At 65.4% G+C, this 18,031-nt stretch carries 17 protein-coding genes; 10 read left to right on the top strand and 7 right to left on the bottom strand.

Translation table 11 applies throughout. The annotated features are described in order from the left end of the window. Positions 1 to 55 precede the first annotated feature (55 nt). The 9 genes from AC1RRP_RS06940 (at position 56) to AC1RRP_RS06900 (ending at position 10,530) form a co-directional block, all read left to right on the top strand. Positions 56 to 850 (top strand): cytochrome C assembly family protein, encoded by a 795-nt coding sequence (locus AC1RRP_RS06940; protein ID WP_493034899.1) that lies wholly within the window; start codon positions 56 to 58, stop codon positions 848 to 850. Then, complete coding sequence (locus AC1RRP_RS06935) at positions 847 to 1,074, top strand: PP0621 family protein (protein ID WP_493034536.1); 228 nt, start codon at positions 847 to 849, stop codon at positions 1,072 to 1,074. Before AC1RRP_RS06940 ends, AC1RRP_RS06935 begins: the two co-directional genes overlap by 4 nt. Then, positions 1,074 to 2,807 carry a two-component system sensor histidine kinase NtrB gene (locus AC1RRP_RS06930; RefSeq protein WP_493034534.1) on the top strand — a complete coding sequence of 578 codons (1,734 nt, stop codon included), beginning with the start codon at positions 1,074 to 1,076 and terminating at the stop codon, positions 2,805 to 2,807. Before AC1RRP_RS06935 ends, AC1RRP_RS06930 begins: the two co-directional genes overlap by 1 nt. Then, positions 2,804 to 4,300: a sigma-54-dependent transcriptional regulator gene (locus AC1RRP_RS06925; protein WP_493034532.1), complete on the top strand. Its 1,497-nt coding sequence runs from the start codon at positions 2,804 to 2,806 to the stop codon at positions 4,298 to 4,300. Before AC1RRP_RS06930 ends, AC1RRP_RS06925 begins: the two co-directional genes overlap by 4 nt. Then, positions 4,297 to 4,893, top strand: coding sequence for a 1,6-anhydro-N-acetylmuramyl-L-alanine amidase AmpD (gene ampD / locus AC1RRP_RS06920; RefSeq protein WP_493034530.1), 597 nt, complete (start codon positions 4,297 to 4,299; stop codon positions 4,891 to 4,893). The genes AC1RRP_RS06925 and ampD overlap by 4 nt, the downstream gene beginning before the upstream one ends. A gap of 390 nt (positions 4,894 to 5,283) precedes the next feature. Then, positions 5,284 to 8,184: a ribonucleoside-diphosphate reductase subunit alpha gene (locus AC1RRP_RS06915; protein WP_493034528.1), complete on the top strand. Its 2,901-nt coding sequence runs from the start codon at positions 5,284 to 5,286 to the stop codon at positions 8,182 to 8,184. A gap of 127 nt (positions 8,185 to 8,311) precedes the next feature. Next, positions 8,312 to 9,502 carry a ribonucleotide-diphosphate reductase subunit beta gene (locus AC1RRP_RS06910; RefSeq protein ID WP_493034526.1) on the top strand — a complete coding sequence of 397 codons (1,191 nt, stop codon included), beginning with the start codon at positions 8,312 to 8,314 and terminating at the stop codon, positions 9,500 to 9,502. A 174-nt stretch (positions 9,503 to 9,676) separates the two neighbouring features. Further along, positions 9,677 to 10,141 (top strand): histone H1-like DNA-binding protein, encoded by a 465-nt coding sequence (locus AC1RRP_RS06905; RefSeq protein ID WP_082605357.1) that lies wholly within the window; start codon positions 9,677 to 9,679, stop codon positions 10,139 to 10,141. Positions 10,142 to 10,203: 62 nt separating this feature from the next. Then, positions 10,204 to 10,530 carry a DUF167 domain-containing protein gene (locus AC1RRP_RS06900; protein WP_493034524.1) on the top strand — a complete coding sequence of 109 codons (327 nt, stop codon included), beginning with the start codon at positions 10,204 to 10,206 and terminating at the stop codon, positions 10,528 to 10,530. A 4-nt stretch (positions 10,531 to 10,534) separates the two neighbouring features. Here AC1RRP_RS06900 and AC1RRP_RS06895 read toward each other — a convergent pair whose 3' ends face one another. The 7 genes from AC1RRP_RS06895 to AC1RRP_RS06865 form a co-directional block, all read right to left on the bottom strand. Further along, complete coding sequence (locus tag AC1RRP_RS06895) at positions 10,535 to 11,437, bottom strand: carbohydrate kinase family protein (protein WP_493034522.1); 903 nt, start codon at positions 11,435 to 11,437, stop codon at positions 10,535 to 10,537. Between the two features lie 18 nt (positions 11,438 to 11,455). Beyond that, on the bottom strand, positions 11,456 to 12,439 hold the full coding sequence (locus tag AC1RRP_RS06890) for a DUF3426 domain-containing protein (RefSeq protein WP_493034520.1): 984 nt from the start codon (positions 12,437 to 12,439) through the stop codon (positions 11,456 to 11,458). 34 nt (positions 12,440 to 12,473) lie between these two features. Continuing rightward, positions 12,474 to 13,358: a 50S ribosomal protein L11 methyltransferase gene (gene prmA / locus AC1RRP_RS06885; RefSeq protein ID WP_493034518.1), complete on the bottom strand. Its 885-nt coding sequence runs from the start codon at positions 13,356 to 13,358 to the stop codon at positions 12,474 to 12,476. Positions 13,359 to 13,486: 128 nt separating this feature from the next. After that, on the bottom strand, positions 13,487 to 14,836 hold the full coding sequence (gene accC, locus AC1RRP_RS06880) for an acetyl-CoA carboxylase biotin carboxylase subunit (protein ID WP_493034516.1): 1,350 nt from the start codon (positions 14,834 to 14,836) through the stop codon (positions 13,487 to 13,489). A 12-nt stretch (positions 14,837 to 14,848) separates the two neighbouring features. Then, positions 14,849 to 15,304, bottom strand: a complete 456-nt coding sequence (gene accB, locus AC1RRP_RS06875) for an acetyl-CoA carboxylase biotin carboxyl carrier protein (RefSeq protein WP_493034514.1) — start codon at positions 15,302 to 15,304, stop codon at positions 14,849 to 14,851. Between the two features lie 126 nt (positions 15,305 to 15,430). Continuing rightward, on the bottom strand, positions 15,431 to 15,925 hold the full coding sequence (locus AC1RRP_RS06870) for a TlpA family protein disulfide reductase (protein WP_493034512.1): 495 nt from the start codon (positions 15,923 to 15,925) through the stop codon (positions 15,431 to 15,433). 59 nt (positions 15,926 to 15,984) lie between these two features. Further along, on the bottom strand, positions 15,985 to 16,539 hold the full coding sequence (locus AC1RRP_RS06865) for a hypothetical protein (protein WP_493034897.1): 555 nt from the start codon (positions 16,537 to 16,539) through the stop codon (positions 15,985 to 15,987). Positions 16,540 to 16,635: 96 nt separating this feature from the next. On the opposite strand from AC1RRP_RS06865, the gene mpl reads away from it, so the two are divergent. Continuing rightward, on the top strand, positions 16,636 to 18,027 hold the full coding sequence (mpl, locus tag AC1RRP_RS06860) for a UDP-N-acetylmuramate:L-alanyl-gamma-D-glutamyl-meso-diaminopimelate ligase (RefSeq protein WP_493034510.1): 1,392 nt from the start codon (positions 16,636 to 16,638) through the stop codon (positions 18,025 to 18,027). Positions 18,028 to 18,031 lie beyond the last annotated feature (4 nt).

Genomic DNA, 18,031 nt, shown 5'->3' with positions numbered 1-18,031 from the left:
CAAGAAGGAACGGGACGCCAACCGGCGATTGGCAAGGGGCTAAACTGTAACCATGATGATTTTACCCAGTGCCTCCCCCACCGGCATGGCCCTGGCCTTACTGGCCGCCGCGGCCTATGCCGCCCCGGCCGCGGCTCGCCTGTCCCCCATGGCAGCACGCCGCGCCGTGCTGCTGGCCTGGCTGGCGCACGGCCTGCTGCTGGGTTGGAGCCTGCTGGGGGACAGTCCCCGCTTCGGTTTCGCGCCGGCGCTCTCGGTCACGGTCTGGCTGGTTGCTGCCGTCTATGCCATCGAAAGCCAGCTTTATCCGCAATTGCAGACCCGCTGGGCGCTCTCCATCCTGGGCGCCGGCGCCGTGCTGCTGGCCCTGCTCTACCCCGGCCAGCCCCTGCAGGCCAGCGCCTCGGCCTGGCTGCCGCTGCACTGGGCGCTGGGCATCGCCTCCTACGGTCTCTTTGCCGTTGCCGTGGTGCACGCCCTGCTGATGCTGCGCGCCGAGACACGCATCCGCCATGCAGCCGAGACCGACAGCGGGCTGCCGTTGCTGACACTGGAGCGCCTGACCTTCCGCTTCGTCGGTGCCGGTTTCGTGCTGCTGTCGGCCACGCTGCTGGCCGGCCTGCTCTTCGACGAACAGCTCTATGGCACGGCCTGGAAATGGAGCCACAAGACGGTGTTCTCCGTGCTGTCCTGGGCGGTCTTTGCCGTGCTGCTGATCGGCCGCGCACGCTTTGGCTGGCGCGGCTGGCGGGCGGCTCGCCTGCTGTTTACGGGTGCCGGCTTGCTGCTACTGGCCTACGTGGGCTCGCGTTTCGTGCTCGAGATCGTCCTGGGGCGCAGCACCGCATGAAGTTCCTGCTCTTCCTGGCCATCGTGTTACTGGTTGTCTGGCTCTGGCGCTCGGGCCGCCGCAGCGAGCAACGCTCCGACCAGGCCGCCCCCCCAGCACCACCCGGCCCGCAGGAGATGGTGCGCTGCGCCCACTGCGGCGTGCACCTGCCCCATGGCGATGCCATCGTGGGACGCATCGGCCTGTACTGCAGCAGCGAACACCGGCAGCTCGCGGAGCCCTGATGACATCGCAGCGCGACAGCGAGCACTCCTGGTTCGGCCCGTCGCTGCTGGACGAGCGGCTGGAAGCGCCCGAAGAACAGCAGGAATTCAAGCGGCTGTGGCTGGGCTTCATGACAGCCCGCGTCATGCTGGGCCTGGTGCTCCTGCTGCTGCAGGCAACCCTGTACACCCTGGGCCAGGCGCCTAACGCCTGGCTGGCACTGCTCTGCGGCGCTTATTTCATGGCCACACTGATGGTGCGTGTGGCACCGCGCCCGCGCCGCATGGGCCATACCTTCGACCAGTCCTGGCTGTCCAGCATCGGCGTGGACGTGCTGGTCTTCACGGCCCTGCATCTGCTGCATGGCAGCAGCATCAACTACACCCCCCTGTACGCCCTGCCGGTGCTGCAGGCCGCCGTGCTGGGCTCCCTGACCCTGGCCATGGGCACGGCCGCCGGCGTGACGCTGCTGCTGCTGCTGCACAGCACCTGGCAGGCACTGCGCGGCCCGGGGGACGCCACGCCTCTTTTCATCCAGGCGGCACTCACCGGCGCGGGCAGCTTCGTGATCGCCTTCCTGGCCCACCAGCTGTCGGCGCGACTGGCCAGCGAACAGCAGCGCGCCCGACGCAGCCAGCACGCCATGCGCATCCAGCAGCAGGTCAACGACCTGGTGATCGAAGCGCTTACCGACGGCATCCTGGTGGTGGACGTGCGCGGCACCGTGCATGCAGCCAACCCCGCGGCACGCCAGATGCTGCAAGCTGATGACCGTCCGATCAGGCACACGCCCTTCAGCCTGGCCGACGAACCCGGCTGGCAGGCGCTGGCCGAACTGGCCTTCCAGGTCTTCACCGGCCGAGGTGACTTTCACCACGCCGACATCGGCATCGAGCATCTCGAACAGGGCAACCGGCGCATGCGCGTGCGCACCCGCATGACCACGGCCCACTGGGGTGAGTCCGAAATCCTGTGTGTCATGTTCCTGCAGGACCTGCGCGAGATGGAAGCGCGCATGCGCACCGAGAAGCTGGCCAGCATGGGCCGCATGTCGGCCGCCGTGGCGCACGAGATCCGCAACCCCCTGGCCGCCATCGCCCAGGCCAATGCCCTGCTCGAAGAGGAAATCCACGACCCCCGGCACATGCGTCTGACCCAGATGATCCGCCAGAACGCCAAGCGCCTGGACCGTATCGTCGACGACGTGCTCAACATCTCGCGTGCCGGCAAGCAGGCCACCGCCTTCGAGTCCCGCGTCCTGGAGCTGACCCCCTCCGTGCAGCGCATCGGCCAGGACTGGGCGCAGCAGACCGGCAACAGCACCATGCTCGCCCTGCACCTGGCGCCGCAACCGTTGCCGGTGCACTTCGATCCCGAGCACCTGCGTCGTGTGCTGGTCAACCTGCTGGACAATGCGAGCCGCTATGCCCGCCAGTTGCCTGATGCGATCCAGGTGCATGCCCGTGCCGACGCCAGCGGGCAAGCCCTGCTGGCCGTCTGGAGTGACGGCCCGCCCATGGAGCCTTCGGTGGAGCAGCATCTGTTCGAACCCTTCTTCTCGTCGGAAAGCCGCTCCAGCGGTCTGGGCCTGTATATTTGCCGTGAATTGTGCGAAGGGCATGGCGCCGCCATCGGCTACCACCGCGCCCGTCGCATCGCCCGGGATACCCTGATGGACGGCAACGAATTCTTCATCACCCTGCGCCTGGCGGCCGTCCCGTCGCCGGCCGCCAGAACGCCAGACACCTCATGAGCAACCACGCCCCCGCTTCCCCGGCGCACATCCTGGTCGTGGATGACGAACCCGACCTGCGCACGCTCTACGAGCTGACCCTGCTGCGCGAGGGTTACCACGTCGACGTGGCGGAAACCCTGGCCGACGCCTGGAAGCATCTCCAGGAGCACCGCTACGAGGTGTTGATCACCGACATGCGCCTGCCCGACGGCCTGGGCATCGAATTGCTCCAGCGCCTGCGCGCCCAACAGCGCGGCGAGCGTTGTGTGGTCATCACGGCCTATGGCTCGGCGGAAAACGCAGTGGAATCGCTCAAGGCCGGTGCCTTCGACTACCTGACCAAGCCGGTTGACCTGAAACAGTTCCGTACCGTCATCGCCTCGGCCGTCCAGGATGCTCTCACCCCCCGGGTCGCGCCCCCGCCCCCTCCCGCCGCGGTGACCGCACCGCGCACCACAGCCCAGCCCCCCGCAGGAGAAGCGGCACTGCAGCGCCTGGTAGGCAGCTCGCCCGCCATCCGCCAGGTACGCGAACGCATCCTCAAAGTGGCACGCAGCATGGCCCCGGTGCTGATCTGCGGTGAGTCCGGCACAGGCAAGGAGCTGACGGCACTGGCCCTGCACGCCAACAGCCATCGGGCCGGCGGCCCGATCGTGGCGGTGAACTGCAGCGCCATCCCGGAAAACCTGCTCGAAACCGAGTTCTTCGGCGTACGCAAGGGCGCCTACACCGGCGCCAACCAGGACCGCGACGGTTATTTCCAGGCCGCGCGCGGCGGTACCCTGTTCCTGGATGAAATCGGCGACCTGCCGCTGTCCATGCAATCCAAGCTGCTGCGCGCCATCCAGGAGCGCTGCGTGCGCCCGGTCGGCGGCACGCAGGAAGAGACCGTGGACGTGCGCGTCGTCAGTGCCACGCACAAGCATCTGGCGCGCGAGGTGCAGGAAGGGCGTTTCCGCCAGGACCTGTACTACCGTCTCAATGTGATCGAGATCGACATCCCCCCGCTGCGCGAGCGCCGCGAGGACCTGCCCGTGCTGTGCGACGCCCTGCTCAGGCGCATCAGCCAGGAGTCAGGCCTGCCCCTGCCCCGCCTGCTGCCCGAGACGCTGGTCCAGCTGGCCAAGCACCCGCTGACCGGCAATGTGCGCGAGCTGGAAAACCTGCTGCACCGCGCCGTGGCGCTGAGCGACGGTGGTGAATTGAGTTTCGACAGCCTTGACACCACACCGGCCATCCTGGACCCGACCGCCTTGGACCTGGCGCCCACCCTTCCGGGGGTGCTGCCGCCCAGCCTGGCCCCGACCACTCTGGAGCGCCCGGAGTTGCCCGCCGACCTGCAAGGCCACCTGGACCGCCAGGAGCGCGAGATCCTGGTCAAGGCCCTGCAGGAAACCGGGTTCAACCGCACGGCAGCAGCAGCCAAGCTGGGCCTGAGCCTGCGCCAGATCCGCTACCGGATCGCGCGCCTGAACATCGACACGCCGCAGGGCAATGACCCCGGCGCATGAGCAAGCATCCCGCCCCGGAACGCAACCGCCTGTGGGATGGCGGCTGGTACCGCTTTGCGCGCCGGCTGGACTCGCCCAACTTCGGGCCGCGTCCCACAGATGCCGCCGTGGACCTGCTGCTGATCCACTCCATCAGCCTGCCGCCGGGCCAGTATGGCGGCGACGAAGTGCAGCGCCTGTTCACCAATGCGCTGGACTGGAACGCCCACCCTTATTTCAAGAGCATCGAGGGCATGCAGGTCTCCTCGCATTTCTACATCCGCCGCAACGGCGAACTCTGGCAGTTCGTCAGCTGCGACGATCGCGCCTGGCATGCCGGCGTCTCCTGCTACCGCGGTCGCGACAACTGCAACGATGACTCGATCGGCATCGAACTCGAAGGCCTGGAAGGCGAGTCTTTCGAGGCCGGGCAATACGAAACCCTGGGCAGCCTGTGCGCCGCCCTGGGCCAGCGCTACCCGGTGCAACACATCGCCGGACACGAACACGTGGCCCCCGGTCGCAAGGCCGACCCCGGCCCCGGCTTCCAGTGGGCCGTGCTGCAGCAGGCCTTGGGCTGGCCGTCTCAGTATTTTCCCGAAGCGACCACCTGAGTCGGACCACCCGGCGACGGCGCACCGACCACGCATCACACCCCCGGAAAATCGGCCGTGCAGACGGCATGCGGGCTGGCACGGAAAATCCGCTGCCGTGCCGCATGCCTGCTGGCCTTCGAACTGGAAATGACGTGACTTCAAGCGGCGCGGCGCGCCAGCGCTGAATGTCCCGCTCACTGTTTCCGCAGCCAGCGACGGCCGCTTTTTTTGCGTCGGATACGCCCTGCGCTGTATGCCCGACGCTACACTACCTGTAGTGGCTTGTATTCACCAGACACACCATATATAGTGCTTTCTGCTCGCAGTGCTTTTCTCCAACAGATCGTATCGCGAGCCAGAATACGGCCCCCAAGAACCAACAACAGATTTGCTGACGACGAGGAAATAATGCAAACCGCTCTGAACCCCGCCACCCCCCCTCTGCACACCGGTGTCCTGACCATGCAAACCCAGGAAAACACGGCCGCCACCCCCCTGAACAACTACCAGATCATCCGCCGCAACGGCGCCGTCGTGCCCTTCGAGCCAAGCAAGATCGCCGTGGCCATGATGAAAGCCTTCCTGGCCGTGCACGGCACCCAGGGCGCCGCTTCGGCCAGCGTGCGCGAGGTGGTGGACGCCCTGACGCAGAACGTCGTGCGCGCACTCATGCGCTCGCGCCCGGGCGGCGGCACCTTCCATATTGAAGACGTGCAGGACCAGGTCGAACTGGGCCTGATGCGCGGCGGCCACCACGAGATTGCCCGCGCCTACGTGCTGTATCGCGAGCGCCGTACCCAGGAACGCGCCCAGCAATCCGCCCAGGCCGCACCGAAAGCGCCCCAGTTGCATGTGATCGATGGCGGCCAGCGCGTCTCGCTGGACTTGGGCAGCCTGCAGCAGCTGATCGAGAACGCCTGCGCCGGCCTGGGTGCCGACATCAAGCCCGATCCCATCGTCGCCGAGACCATGCGCAACCTGTACGACGGCGTGCCGATCGACGAGGTCTTCAAGGCCGCCATCCTGGCCGCCCGCACCCTGATCGAGAAAGATCCGGACTACACCTACGCCACCGCGCGCCTGCTCTTCCACACCATCGCCCGCGAGGTGCTGGGCCGCGACGTGCCGCAAGCCGGCATGGGCCAAGCGTATGCAGAGTACTTCCCCGACTTCATCAAGAAGGGTGTGGACAACGAGCTGCTCAACCCCGACATGCTGCAGTTCGACCTCAAGCGCCTGGGCGCCGCCCTCAAGGCCGACCGCGACCTGCAGTTCGACTACCTGGGCCTGCAGACCCTGTACGACCGTTATTTCCTGCACGTGCGCAAGAGCCGTATCGAACTGCCGCAAGCCTTCTTCATGCGCGTGGCCATGGGCCTCTCGCTGGGCGAGATCGACCGCGAAGCACGTGCCATCGAGTTCTATGAAGTACTGTCCTCCTTCGACTTCATGTCGTCCACGCCCACCCTGTTCAACGCCGGCACGCTGCGTTCGCAGCTCTCCAGCTGCTACCTGACCACCGTACCCGACGACCTGGACGGCATCTACGAGTCCATCAAGGAAAACGCCCTGCTGTCCAAATTCGCCGGCGGCCTGGGCAATGACTGGACGCGCGTGCGCGCCCTGGGCAGCCACATCAAGGGCACCAACGGCGAGTCGCAGGGCGTCGTGCCCTTCCTCAAGGTCGTGAACGACACCGCCGTGGCCGTGAACCAGGGCGGCAAGCGCAAGGGCGCGGTCTGCACCTACCTGGAGACCTGGCACCTGGACATCGAGGAGTTCCTGGAGCTGCGCAAGAACACCGGCGACGACCGCCGCCGCACGCACGACATGAACACGGCCAACTGGATCCCCGACCTGTTCATGCGCCGGGTCATGGAAAAGGGCGAGTGGACCCTGTTCTCGCCTTCCGATGTGCCGGACCTGCACGACCTCTTTGGCGCCGCCTTCGAGCAGGCCTATGTGGTCTACGAAGAAAAGGCCAAGCGCGGCGAAATCAAGCCCAGCAAGACGGTGCCGGCCACCGACCTGTGGCGCAAGATGCTCTCGATGCTGTTCGAGACCGGCCACCCCTGGATCACCTTCAAGGACGCCTGCAATGTGCGCTCGCCGCAGCAGCACGCCGGCGTGGTGCACTCGTCCAACCTGTGCACCGAGATCACGCTCAACACCAGCGACACCGAGACCGCCGTCTGCAACCTGGGCTCGGTCAACCTGCGCCAGCACCTCAAGAACGGCGCCATCGACCAGGAAAAGCTCAAGAAAACCGTGTCCACCGCCATGCGCATGCTGGACAACGTGATCGACATCAACTACTACGCCGTCAAGAAGGCGCGCGACTCCAACCTGCGCCACCGCCCCGTCGGCCTGGGCATCATGGGCTTCCAGGACGCGCTGTACGAACTGCGCATCCCCTATGCCAGCCAGGCCGCCGTGGAATTCGCCGACCAGTCCATGGAGGCCGTCTGCTACCACGCCTACTGGGCTTCGACCGAGCTGGCTCGCGAGCGCGGCCAGTACTCCAGCTACAAGGGCTCGTTGTGGGACCAGGGTGTCCTGCCGCTGGACACGCTGGACCTGCTGGCCAAAGCCCGCGGCGGTTATGTGGAGGTCGACCGCTCGGCCACCCTGGACTGGGACGCCCTGCGCAAGAAGATCGCCCGCGACGGCATGCGCAACTCCAACTGCGTGGCCATTGCACCGACCGCGACCATCTCCAACATCATCGGTGTGGACGCCTCGATCGAACCCTGCTTCGGCAACCTGTCGGTCAAGTCCAACCTGTCGGGCGAGTTCACCGTCATCAACAGCTACCTGGTGCGCGACCTCAAGCGACTGGGCCTGTGGGACGACGTGATGGTCATGGACCTCAAGCATTTCGACGGCTCGCTGGCCCCCATCGACCGCGTGCCGCAGGAGATCAAGTCCCTCTACGCCACGGCCTTCGAAGTCGAAACACTCTGGCTGGTGGAGGCTGCCGCACGCCGCCAGAAGTGGATCGACCAAGCCCAGTCGCTCAACATCTACATGGCCGGTGCCTCGGGCAAGAAGCTGGACGACACCTACAAGCTGGCCTGGCTGCGCGGTCTCAAGACCACCTACTACCTGCGCACGATGTCGGCCACGCACGCCGAGAAATCCACCGTGACGGCCGGCCGACTCAACGCGGTCTCCTCCGGCGGCGCGGCGAGCGGTGGCATGAGCGCCCTCGACGCAGCTGCAGCTGCAGCACAGGCACAGATGGCCACGGCCGCCACCGACATCAAGTTCTGCGCGATCGATGACCCGGGTTGCGAAGCCTGCCAGTGATCGCAGCCCGCATGTTGCAGAGCCTTCATGCCTGCGATGTTATTGAGCAACAGAATCGGGCGGCGATGTGAATGAATACTTTCCATTTCACGTCGTCGCTCCCATAATTCGCTGATTGGAACCTCCTATGTTGTCCTGGGACGAAGAAGTCAAGCCCACATCGTCAATGTCTTATGCCGGCGCTGCTGCGAGCAGTCGCCCGACTGAGCTTCCCTTGCAAACTCCCCAGCTGCGCATGGCGCAGCACCCGGCGGCACCTGTCGCCGCCGCTCCGGTCCCCAGCGCAACGTCCGCTGCGGCACAACGCATCAAGGCGGCCGACAAACGCATCATCAACGGCCAGACCGACGTCAACCAGCTGGTGCCCTTCAAGTACAAGTGGGCCTGGGAAAAATACCTGGCCACCTGCGCCAACCACTGGATGCCGCAGGAAGTGAACATGAACCGCGACATCGCCCTATGGAAGGACCCCAATGGTCTGACCGAGGACGAACGCCGCATCGTCAAGCGCAACCTCGGCTTCTTTACCACCGCCGACTCGCTGGCCGCCAACAACATCGTGCTGGGCACCTACCGCCACATCACGGCGCCCGAGTGCCGCCAGTTCCTGCTGCGCCAGGCTTTTGAAGAAGCCATCCACACCCACGCCTACCAGTACATCGTGGAATCGCTGGGCCTGGACGAATCCGAGATTTTCAGCGCCTACCTGGAAGTCCAGTCCATCCGCGACAAGGACGAGTTCCTGCTCCCGTTCATCAACGCGATCATGGACCCCAACTTCCACACCGGCACGCTGGAAACCGACCAGACCCTGCTCAAGAGCCTGATCGTCTTCGCCTGCCTGATGGAAGGCCTGTTCTTCTACGTCGGCTTCACCCAGATCCTGGCGCTGGGCCGGCAGAACAAGATGACGGGTGCCGCCGAGCAGTACCAGTACATCCTGCGCGACGAGTCCATGCACTGCAACTTCGGCATCGACCTGATCAACACGATCAAGCTGGAGAACCCGCAGCTGTGGACGCCCGAGTTCAAGGCCGAAATCAAGGCCCTGTTCGAGAAGGCTGTCGAGCTCGAATACCGCTACGCCGAGGACACCATGCCGCGCGGCGTGCTGGGCATGAACGCCTCCATGTTCAAGGGCTACCTGCGCTACATCGCCAACCGGCGCGCCACGCAGATCGGCCTGGAAGCGCTGTTCCCCAATGAAGAGAATCCCTTCCCCTGGATGAGCGAGATGATCGACCTGAAGAAGGAACGCAACTTCTTCGAGACCCGTGTCATCGAGTACCAGTCCGGTGGCGCGCTCTCCTGGGACTGAAAAAATCAATCTATGGCTTCCAGAATCACACCGGCTGTTGATCGCTCCTCAGAGAGCGGCGCCAGCCTGTGTCACCCCGTTCATGGCGTTGGGGTCTACCCCAGCCTCATGAATCGCTCCATGCATCCAACACGCATGAAGTGCTCTTTGTAACTTGATCAAGGAGAATTAGTAATGGCAACTGCAAAGAAAGCGGCTAAAAAAGCCCCCGCGAAGAAGAAGGTAGCAGCAAAGAAGGCCCCGGCCCGTAAAGCTGCAGCGAAGAAGGCTCCGGCCAAGAAGGCCGCTGCCAAGAAGGCTCCGGCCAAGAAGGCCGCGGCTAAGAAGCCGGCTGCGAAGAAATCCGCAGCGAAGAAGCCTGCCGCCAAGAAGGCTGCTGCAAAGAAGCCGGCTGCGAAAAAGGCTGCTGCCAAGAAGCCCGCCGCCAAGAAGGCCGCGAAGAAAGTAGCGAAGAAGGCTGCCAAGAAACCGGCTGCCAAAAAGCCCGCTGCGAAAAAGGCCGCCAAAAAGCCGGCGAAGAAAGCTGCGAAAAAGCCTGCTGCCAAACCTGCTGCAGCACCGGCCCCCGCGGCGCCTGCGGCTCAGACGACTCTGAACCCGCAGGCCGCATGGCCCTTCCCCACGGCCAGCCGTCCCTAAGACAGCCTAGGCCTCAAGCCCGTTGCCTGCAAAGGCAGCGGGCTTTTTCTTTGGCAAGCTGAATGAAGCCCCATCTGCCTCCACAGTCTTTCCTCCATCTGCAGAAGGATGGCGCCGTCCACGTGGATGTGCACGTCATGCCCAATGCGGCCCGCACGCAGATCCAGGGCCTGCACGATGGCGCATTGCGTGTACGTCTGCACGCACTGCCGGTGGACGGCAAGGCCAATCTGGCGCTGCAGGCCTGGCTGGCCGAGACGCTGGGGGTCCCGAAATCAGCAGTGGAGCTGCTGCGCGGCGCCACAGCACGGCGCAAGCAGTTGCGGGTGGCCGCCGCTTACGCCGGACAGGCCCGGTGGCAAGCGCTGTTGCCCACCCCGGAGGCCTGAGACCTCAGGCGCCGAAAGCCTTCGGCTCGACGGTGTAGTTCTGCGGACCGCGGTGCGCGATCTTGTGCGAACCCATGCGGTTGCCGAGCTCGGCCGCCTTGGCCAGCGTCCAGCCACGTTCCAGGCCATAGAGCAGGCCGCCGCGGTAGGCATCGCCACAACCCGTGGGGTCCACCACGGCAGCCGCCTGCACCGGAGGCACCAGCGTCTTCTGGCCATCGACCCAGACCTCGCTGCCTTCATGACCCAGCGTGATGACCAGGCCACGCACCTTGCGCGAAATATCAGCCGGGCTGCAGCCCGTGCGCTCGCACAGCATCTTGCCCTCGTAGTCGTTCACCGTGACCCAGCTGGCCAGCTCGACGAAATGCGCCAGGTCCTTGCCGTCGAACATGGGCAGGCCCTGGCCCGGATCGAAGACGAAGGGGATATCAGCAGCCTTGAACTGCTCGGCGTGCTGCAGCATGGCGTCGCGACCGTCGGGCGAGATGATGCCCAGCTTCACATCGGGGTGACGCTCGATGCGCGAGACATGTGCCTGCATCATGGCGCCGGGGTGAAACGCGGTGATCTGGTTGTTGTCGCGGTCCGTCATGATCAAGGCCTGCGCCGTGTAGGTCTCGGTGATCTCTTTGACGTGACGAGTGTCGATGCCCAACTCGCGCAGGCGCTGCACATAACCGGCGCCGTCGTTGCCCACCGTGGCCATCGGCAGCGGCTGGCCTCCCAGCACCTTGAGTGCGTAGGCGATATTGCCGGCACAACCACCGAAATCGCGCCGCAAGGTCGGCACCAGGAAGGACACATTGAGGATGTGCAGCTGGTCGGGCAGGATCTGCTCGGCGAAGCGGCCCTCGAAGTTCATGATGGTGTCGAAGGCCAGGGAGCCGCAAATGAGAGTTGCCATAAAGAGGTGTCGTGGGGTTCAGGGATAGAAGGCCAGCAGGCGGTAACCTGCCACGCGCTCGCCGGCGCCATTGGTCTTGATGGTCAGCACCAGCGTGGTCTGGGTCTCGGACGCGGCCGGGATCACACCCGTTTTCACGCCCAGTTCCTCGGGCTGGAACACGCGCCGCATCAAGGCATGGTCCAGTGTGTCGGTCAGCGCCAGCTCGACCGCCGGCATCGCCAGATCGATCGGGGCATTGTTCTTGAGCGTCAGGCTGAGGCGGTACAGATCCCCCTTGACCTTGCTGAAAGCAGAGCTGTCGATCACCACCGACTCGATCTGCCGCAGCGGTTCGATCTGGCAATCCAGCAACAGACAGGCTTCCTCGATCAGCGGCTTGAGACCGGGTTCCACGGCGGCCAGGCGGTCCCGTTCGTGGATCAGGACCTGCAGCGCCAACCCCAGCCCCAGCAGCAGGCAGGCCACCAGCAGCGTGGCGCGCACCAAGGGGCGGTGCCAGCGCGAGGTCCTGGAGGCGTTGCGCATGAAGGACAGCTCGGCGCTGGACGACGCACGTGGCACAGGCTGCGCATCGCCCTCGAACACGGGCTCGGCCCGGCCCGCCGCCCCATAGGCCGGCCCGTCGAGCAGCGGCCCGGGGCCGGAGACCGGCTCCAGCACCGTATCGCCCGCAGGCTCGTGCAGCTCCAGGTCCACGTCGGGGCTTACCGGCGGGGGGGCGGGCTCTGCCGCGGCTTTAGCCTTCTTTCCGGTCTTGCTGCCCGCCCGGCGGGCGTCGGACGCAATGGCGGCGGCCAAGGCCCCTTCAAAGGGGACGGTCTCCCGGTCTGGCACGTCTGCGGCGCCACCTTGCGGCGCCAGCGCTTCCTGCATGTGCGCCGAAGCGTCGAAGATTTGCTCACACTTGCCGCAACGCACCCAGCCTTCGGAAATGCGCAACTGGTCCGGCACGACCTTGAACATCGTCTGGCAGGCGGGGCAGCGTGTGATCAGGCTCATGGCTGCTCGATTGTAGAGCCCGGGACCGGAGTTCTCAGAGGGTGGCGGTCATCAGGATCCAGCCGTCTTCGGCATCGGCCACGCGGAGTTCGGCATACGGCGCGTAGGCCAGCTGGAGCTCCTCGGCCTGGCGCTCCAGGATGCCTGCCAGCACGAGGGCACCACCGGGCGCCACACGCGAACACAGCAAGGGCGCCAGCACCTTGAGCGGCGTGGCCAGGATATTGGCCAGCACGGTCTGGTAGGTGCCCTGGGCCAGCTCGGACTGGCCGGCGTGGAGTGTCACGCCATTGGCCTCGGCGTTCAGACGGGTCGAATCCACGGCCGCCTCGTCGATGTCCACGGCGTCTATGTCGCGGGCACCGAACTTGGCTGCGCCGATGGCCAGGATGCCCGAACCGCAACCATAGTCCAGCACACGGCCCAGGCCCTGGGCGCCGTGGTGGGCAATCCAGCGCAGGCACATGCGGGTCGTCGGATGGGTACCGGTACCGAAGGCCAGCCCCGGATCGAGCCGGATGATGGTCTTGGCCTGCGCGGGCGGCTCGTGCCACGTAGGCACGATCCAGAACTCGGGGGTGATGTCCACAGGCGCGAACTGCGACTGCGTCAGGCGCACCCAGTCCTGTTCGGGCACCTCGGCCACGCCCAGCACACGGCAATCCGCGAAGAAGTCCTGGGCTTGCAGCAGGGTGGCAGCCTCGTCGGCGGCTTCGCGCGTGGAAAAGAGCGCCAGCACGCGCGAGCGCTGCCAGCCATCAGCCGGTGGCGGCATGCCCGGCTCGCCGAACAGGGCCTGCTCGGCGTCGGTCTGGGCGTCGGCGTCCTCGACGCTGACGCTCAGGGCATCGAGTGCATCCAGCGCATCCCCCAGCACCTCGACACGGTCCTGTGGGCAAAGCAAACGAAGTTCGTACATGGTGACGCCAGTCTTTGAAATACGCGGGCTCCCGTGGAACCGGCTCCGCCGGGCCACTGGGAGCGTCCCCCCTGCCACCGCAGGTTGGCGTTCAGGGGGGGGAAGGCGCGTGAGCGCCTCAGGGGGGACTACCTCTTGTGATGCCGCATCCACTCTTCGAGGTAGTGGATGTTGGTGCCGCCCGTCATGAACTTGGCATCGGCCATCAGCTCGCGGTGCAGCGGGATGTTGGTGCTGATGCCCTCGACCAGGGTCTCGGCCAGGGCCGTGCTCATGCGCGCCATGGCCTGCTCGCGCGTGTCGCCGTGCGCGATGATCTTGCCGACCATGGAGTCGTAGTTCGGCGGCACGAAGTAGTTGGTATACACGTGCGAGTCGACACGCACGCCCGGGCCGCCCGGTGCGTGCCACATGGTGATGCGGCCCGGCGACGGAGTGAACTTGTAGGGATCTTCGGCGTTGATGCGGCACTCGATCGCATGGCCGCGGATCACGATGTCCTTCTGCGTGAAGGGCAGCCGCTCGCCAGCGGCCACCATGATCTGCGTCTTGACGATGTCCACGCCCGTGATCATTTCGGTCACCGGGTGCTCCACCTGCACGCGCGTGTTCATCTCGATGAAGTAGAACTCGCCGTTCTCATAAAGAAACTCGAAGGTGCCCGCACCACGGTAGCCGATCTTCTTGCAGGCGGCGACGCAGCGCTCGCCCACTTTCTCGATCAGCTTGCGCGGAATGCCCGGTGCGGGCGCTTCCTCGATGATCTTCTGGTGCCGCCGCTGCATGGAACAGTCGCGCTCCCCCAGGTAGACGGCATTCTTGTGCTTGTCGGCCAGGATCTGGATCTCCACATGACGCGGGTTCTCCAGGAACTTCTCCATATAGACGGCCGGGTTGTTGAAGGCTGCGCCGGCCTCGGCCTTGGTCATCTGCACCGCATTGACCAGCGCCGCTTCGGTGTGCACCACGCGCATGCCGCGCCCGCCACCGCCGCCGGCGGCCTTGATGATGACCGGGTAACCCACGCTCTTGGCGATACGCTTGATCTGGGTCGGATCGTCAGGCAGTTCACCCTCCGAGCCCGGCACGCAAGGCACGCCGGCCTTGATCATGGCCTGTTTGGCAGAGACCTTGTCGCCCATGATGCGGATGGACTCGGGCGTCGGGCCGATGAACTGGAAGCCGCTTTGCTCCACACGTTCGGCGAAGTCGGCGTTCTCGCTGAGGAAGCCATACCCCGGATGGATGGCCTCGGCATCGGTCACTTCGGCAGCCGAGATGATGGCCGGCATGCTGAGGTAGCTCTGGGCCGAGGGCGCCGGGCCGATGCAGACAGCCTCTTCGGCCAGCTTGACGTACTTGGCTTCGCGGTCGGCTTCGGAATAGACCATCACCGCCTTGATACCCAGCTCGCGGCAAGCGCGCTGGATCCGGAGGGCGATCTCCCCCCGGTTGGCCACCAGGATCTTCTTGAACATGGGGTGGCAGCCTTATTCGATGATGAACAGGGGCTGTCCGTACTCCACGGCCTGGCCGTTCTCGCACAGGATCTGCGTGATGGTGCCGGCCTTGTCGGCTTCGATCTCGTTGAGGATCTTCATGGCCTCGATGATGCAAATCGTCTCACCCTGCTTGACGGCCTGGCCCACTTCCACGAAGGCCTTGGCGCCGGGCGAGGACGAGCGGTAGAAGGTACCGACCATGGGCGACTTGACGGCATGGCCACTGGGTGCCGGCGCAGCCACCGGAGCGGCCACGGGCGCCGCAGCGGCCGGGGCAGCCGCAGGCGCGGCAACCGCCTGCGCCACCGGCATCTGATAGCTCTGAACCATGGCACCGCCACCCTTGACAATACGCACCTTGCCTTCGGCCTCGGTGATTTCAAGTTCCGACACGTTCGAGTCAGACACCAGATCGATCAGGGTCTTGAGTTTTCGCAAATCCATGGGATCTCCAACATCGTTATTCAATATTGCTCCAATTTAGAACAATTGGTAGCAATTTCCAGCCATCTACGGCGAATTCGATTGCCCGGTCATGGCCGGGCGCCATCATAAGCGATCTGGCGACCGCTACTTCAATTCCCGCCAGAGCGTCAGATCGCGGGCGGAAAGCTTGCCTATTTTACGATTCAGGATGCTACCGTCGGCACCCACCAGCACGGTAAAGGGCAATCCGCCCACCTGATTACCCAATGATTTGCTGAGTGCCAGCCCATCCATTCCCGCCAGGGCCACCGGAAAAGCCAGGGGCTGACGCTGCAGGAAGGTCTTCACCGGTTCAAGCTTGTCGACGGCAATTCCGACAACTTGCCAGCCTTTGGATTTATTTTCTTCAAAGAAGGCGTTCAATAAAGGCAGTTCTTCAACGCAGGGCGGGCACCAGGTGGCCCAGAAGTTGATCAGCAGGGGACGCCCGCGCAGGCTGCTGAGCGCCAGGCGAGAGCCAGCCGGCGTGTCGAATTCCAGCCCCCAGAGTTGCAGGGGCGTCGCCTGATCCAGCGGCGCCGGCGTATACCGCCACCAAGCCAGCCCCGCACCCGCCAACCCCGCCACGGCAGCCGCCATGGCGTAGAGGGCGCGACGGCGCTTCGGGGAAGTGCTACTCTTTTGCTCCACAAAATTCCTCAACGGTTTTCTATTTCACTTAAAAGTCGCCGTACCGCCAACAAATCTCCACGTGGCGTACGGTTCTTGGCATCCCGCAGCAGGGCGCCGCGCAGATCGTCCAGATCATGGACCATCAAATGTACCCCGATCGTCTCCCCCAGTTCCCGACAAGGGGCATGGAAGCTCAGGGCCTCGACCGGCTCCCGGTGCAGGCCGGTCACGGTGCGCGGCTCGTAGGCCACGCCCTGGTCGATCAGCTCGATCTCGGCCGACTTCTCGTCCTCGCAAAAGAGCTGGAGATAAATATCGGACAGGCGCGTGGCCGTGCCATGCCAGACCGCCCCGCTCAGATGCGGCCGGAAACGCTCCAGCCGCTCCATCCAGAGCAGGGCCAGGCGGCGCAGGGCCTGCAGCTCGGCCGGCTGGGTGTCGGCACAGAAGACGGCGATGTACTCGCGCACCGCCTCCTCGACCTCGTCATTGCCCGGCAAGGGGGTGCGCGGCGGCAAGCCGAGCTGGCGCACGGCACGGCGTTTAGCCGGACCGTACTCCAGGCCCTCTTCCACCACCATCTGGGCCGCCACGGCGGCAATTTCCTCTGAAGCGCTCACGGCCCCGATTGTGCTCCCGTCCCGCAGATGGCAAAAACCAGCCCCTAGAATCAGCCGATGCATATTCATATCCTCGGCATCTGCGGCACCTTCATGGGGGGACTGGCCGCCCTCGCCCGCGAGGCGGGTCACAAGGTCACCGGCTGCGACGCCGGCGTCTACCCGCCCATGAGCGACCAGCTGCGCGCCCTGGGCATCGATCTGATCGAGGGCTTCAGCGCCGAACAGATGGCCTTAAAGCCGGATATGTACGTGATCGGCAATGTGGTCAGCCGCGCCCGTGCCGCCGACGGCAGCCCGAAATTCCCGCTGATGGAAGCCATCCTCGACGCCGGCACGCCCTACACCAGCGGTCCGCAATGGCTGGCCGAGCATGTGCTGCAGGGTCGCCATGTGCTGGCCGTGGCCGGCACACACGGCAAGACCACCACCACGTCCATGCTGGCCTGGATCCTGGACGCGGCGGGCCGCCTGCCCGGCTTCCTGGTGGGCGGCGTGCCCATGAACTTCGGCATCTCGGCCCGGCTCGGTGGCCCGGTTGCAAGCGGCCAGCGACCGCTCTTCGTGATCGAAGCCGACGAATACGACACTGCTTTCTTCGACAAGCGCAGCAAGTTCGTGCATTACCGCCCGCGGACCGCCGTGCTCAACAACCTGGAATTCGACCACGCCGACATCTTCGACGATCTGGCCGCCATCGAACGCCAGTTCCACCACCTGGTGCGCACGGTCCCGGCTTCGGGCCGCGTCGTGGTCAACGGCCTGGAGGAAAGCCTGGCGCGGGTGCTGCACGCCGGTTGCTGGAGCGAGCAGCGCAGCTTCGGTGCGGCGGTCAGCGATTTCAGCGCGCGCGGAGAACCGCACGACTTCGAAGTGCAACAACAGGGTCGACCGGTGGCTCGCGTGCAGTGGGCGCTGACCGGCGTGCACAACCAGCTCAACGCGCTGGCCGCCATCGCGGCGGCCGAACACGTGGGCGTGGCGCCGGAGGTGGCCGCACGCGCGCTGGCGGACTTCCAGAACGTCAAGCGCCGCATGGAAGTGCGCGGCACGGCGCGCGGCATCACCATCTACGACGACTTCGCCCACCATCCCACAGCCATCCGCACCACCGTGGATGGCCTGCGCCGCAAGGTCGGGCCGCAAGCGCGCATCCTGGCTGTCTTCGAACCGCGCAGCAACACCATGAAACTCGGCACCATGAAGGCCCAGCTGCCCTGGAGCCTGGAAGACGCCGACCTGGCCTTCTGCCACGGCGGCGGGCTGGGCTGGGACGCGCGCGAGGCCCTGGCCTCCATGGGCGCGCGCGCCCAGGTGGCCGACAGCATCAACCAACTGGTGCAGCAGGTGGTCGCCGCGGCCCGGCCGGGCGACCACATCCTGTGCATGAGCAATGGCGGCTTCGGTGGCGTGCACCAGAAACTGCTTGATTCGCTACAGAAAACGTAGCGAA

The organism is Hylemonella sp. GW821-FHT12C09 (assembly GCF_058807395.1).
The sequence above is the reverse complement of the archived record's forward strand: the minus strand, read 5'-3'. Positions and strand labels throughout refer to the sequence as shown.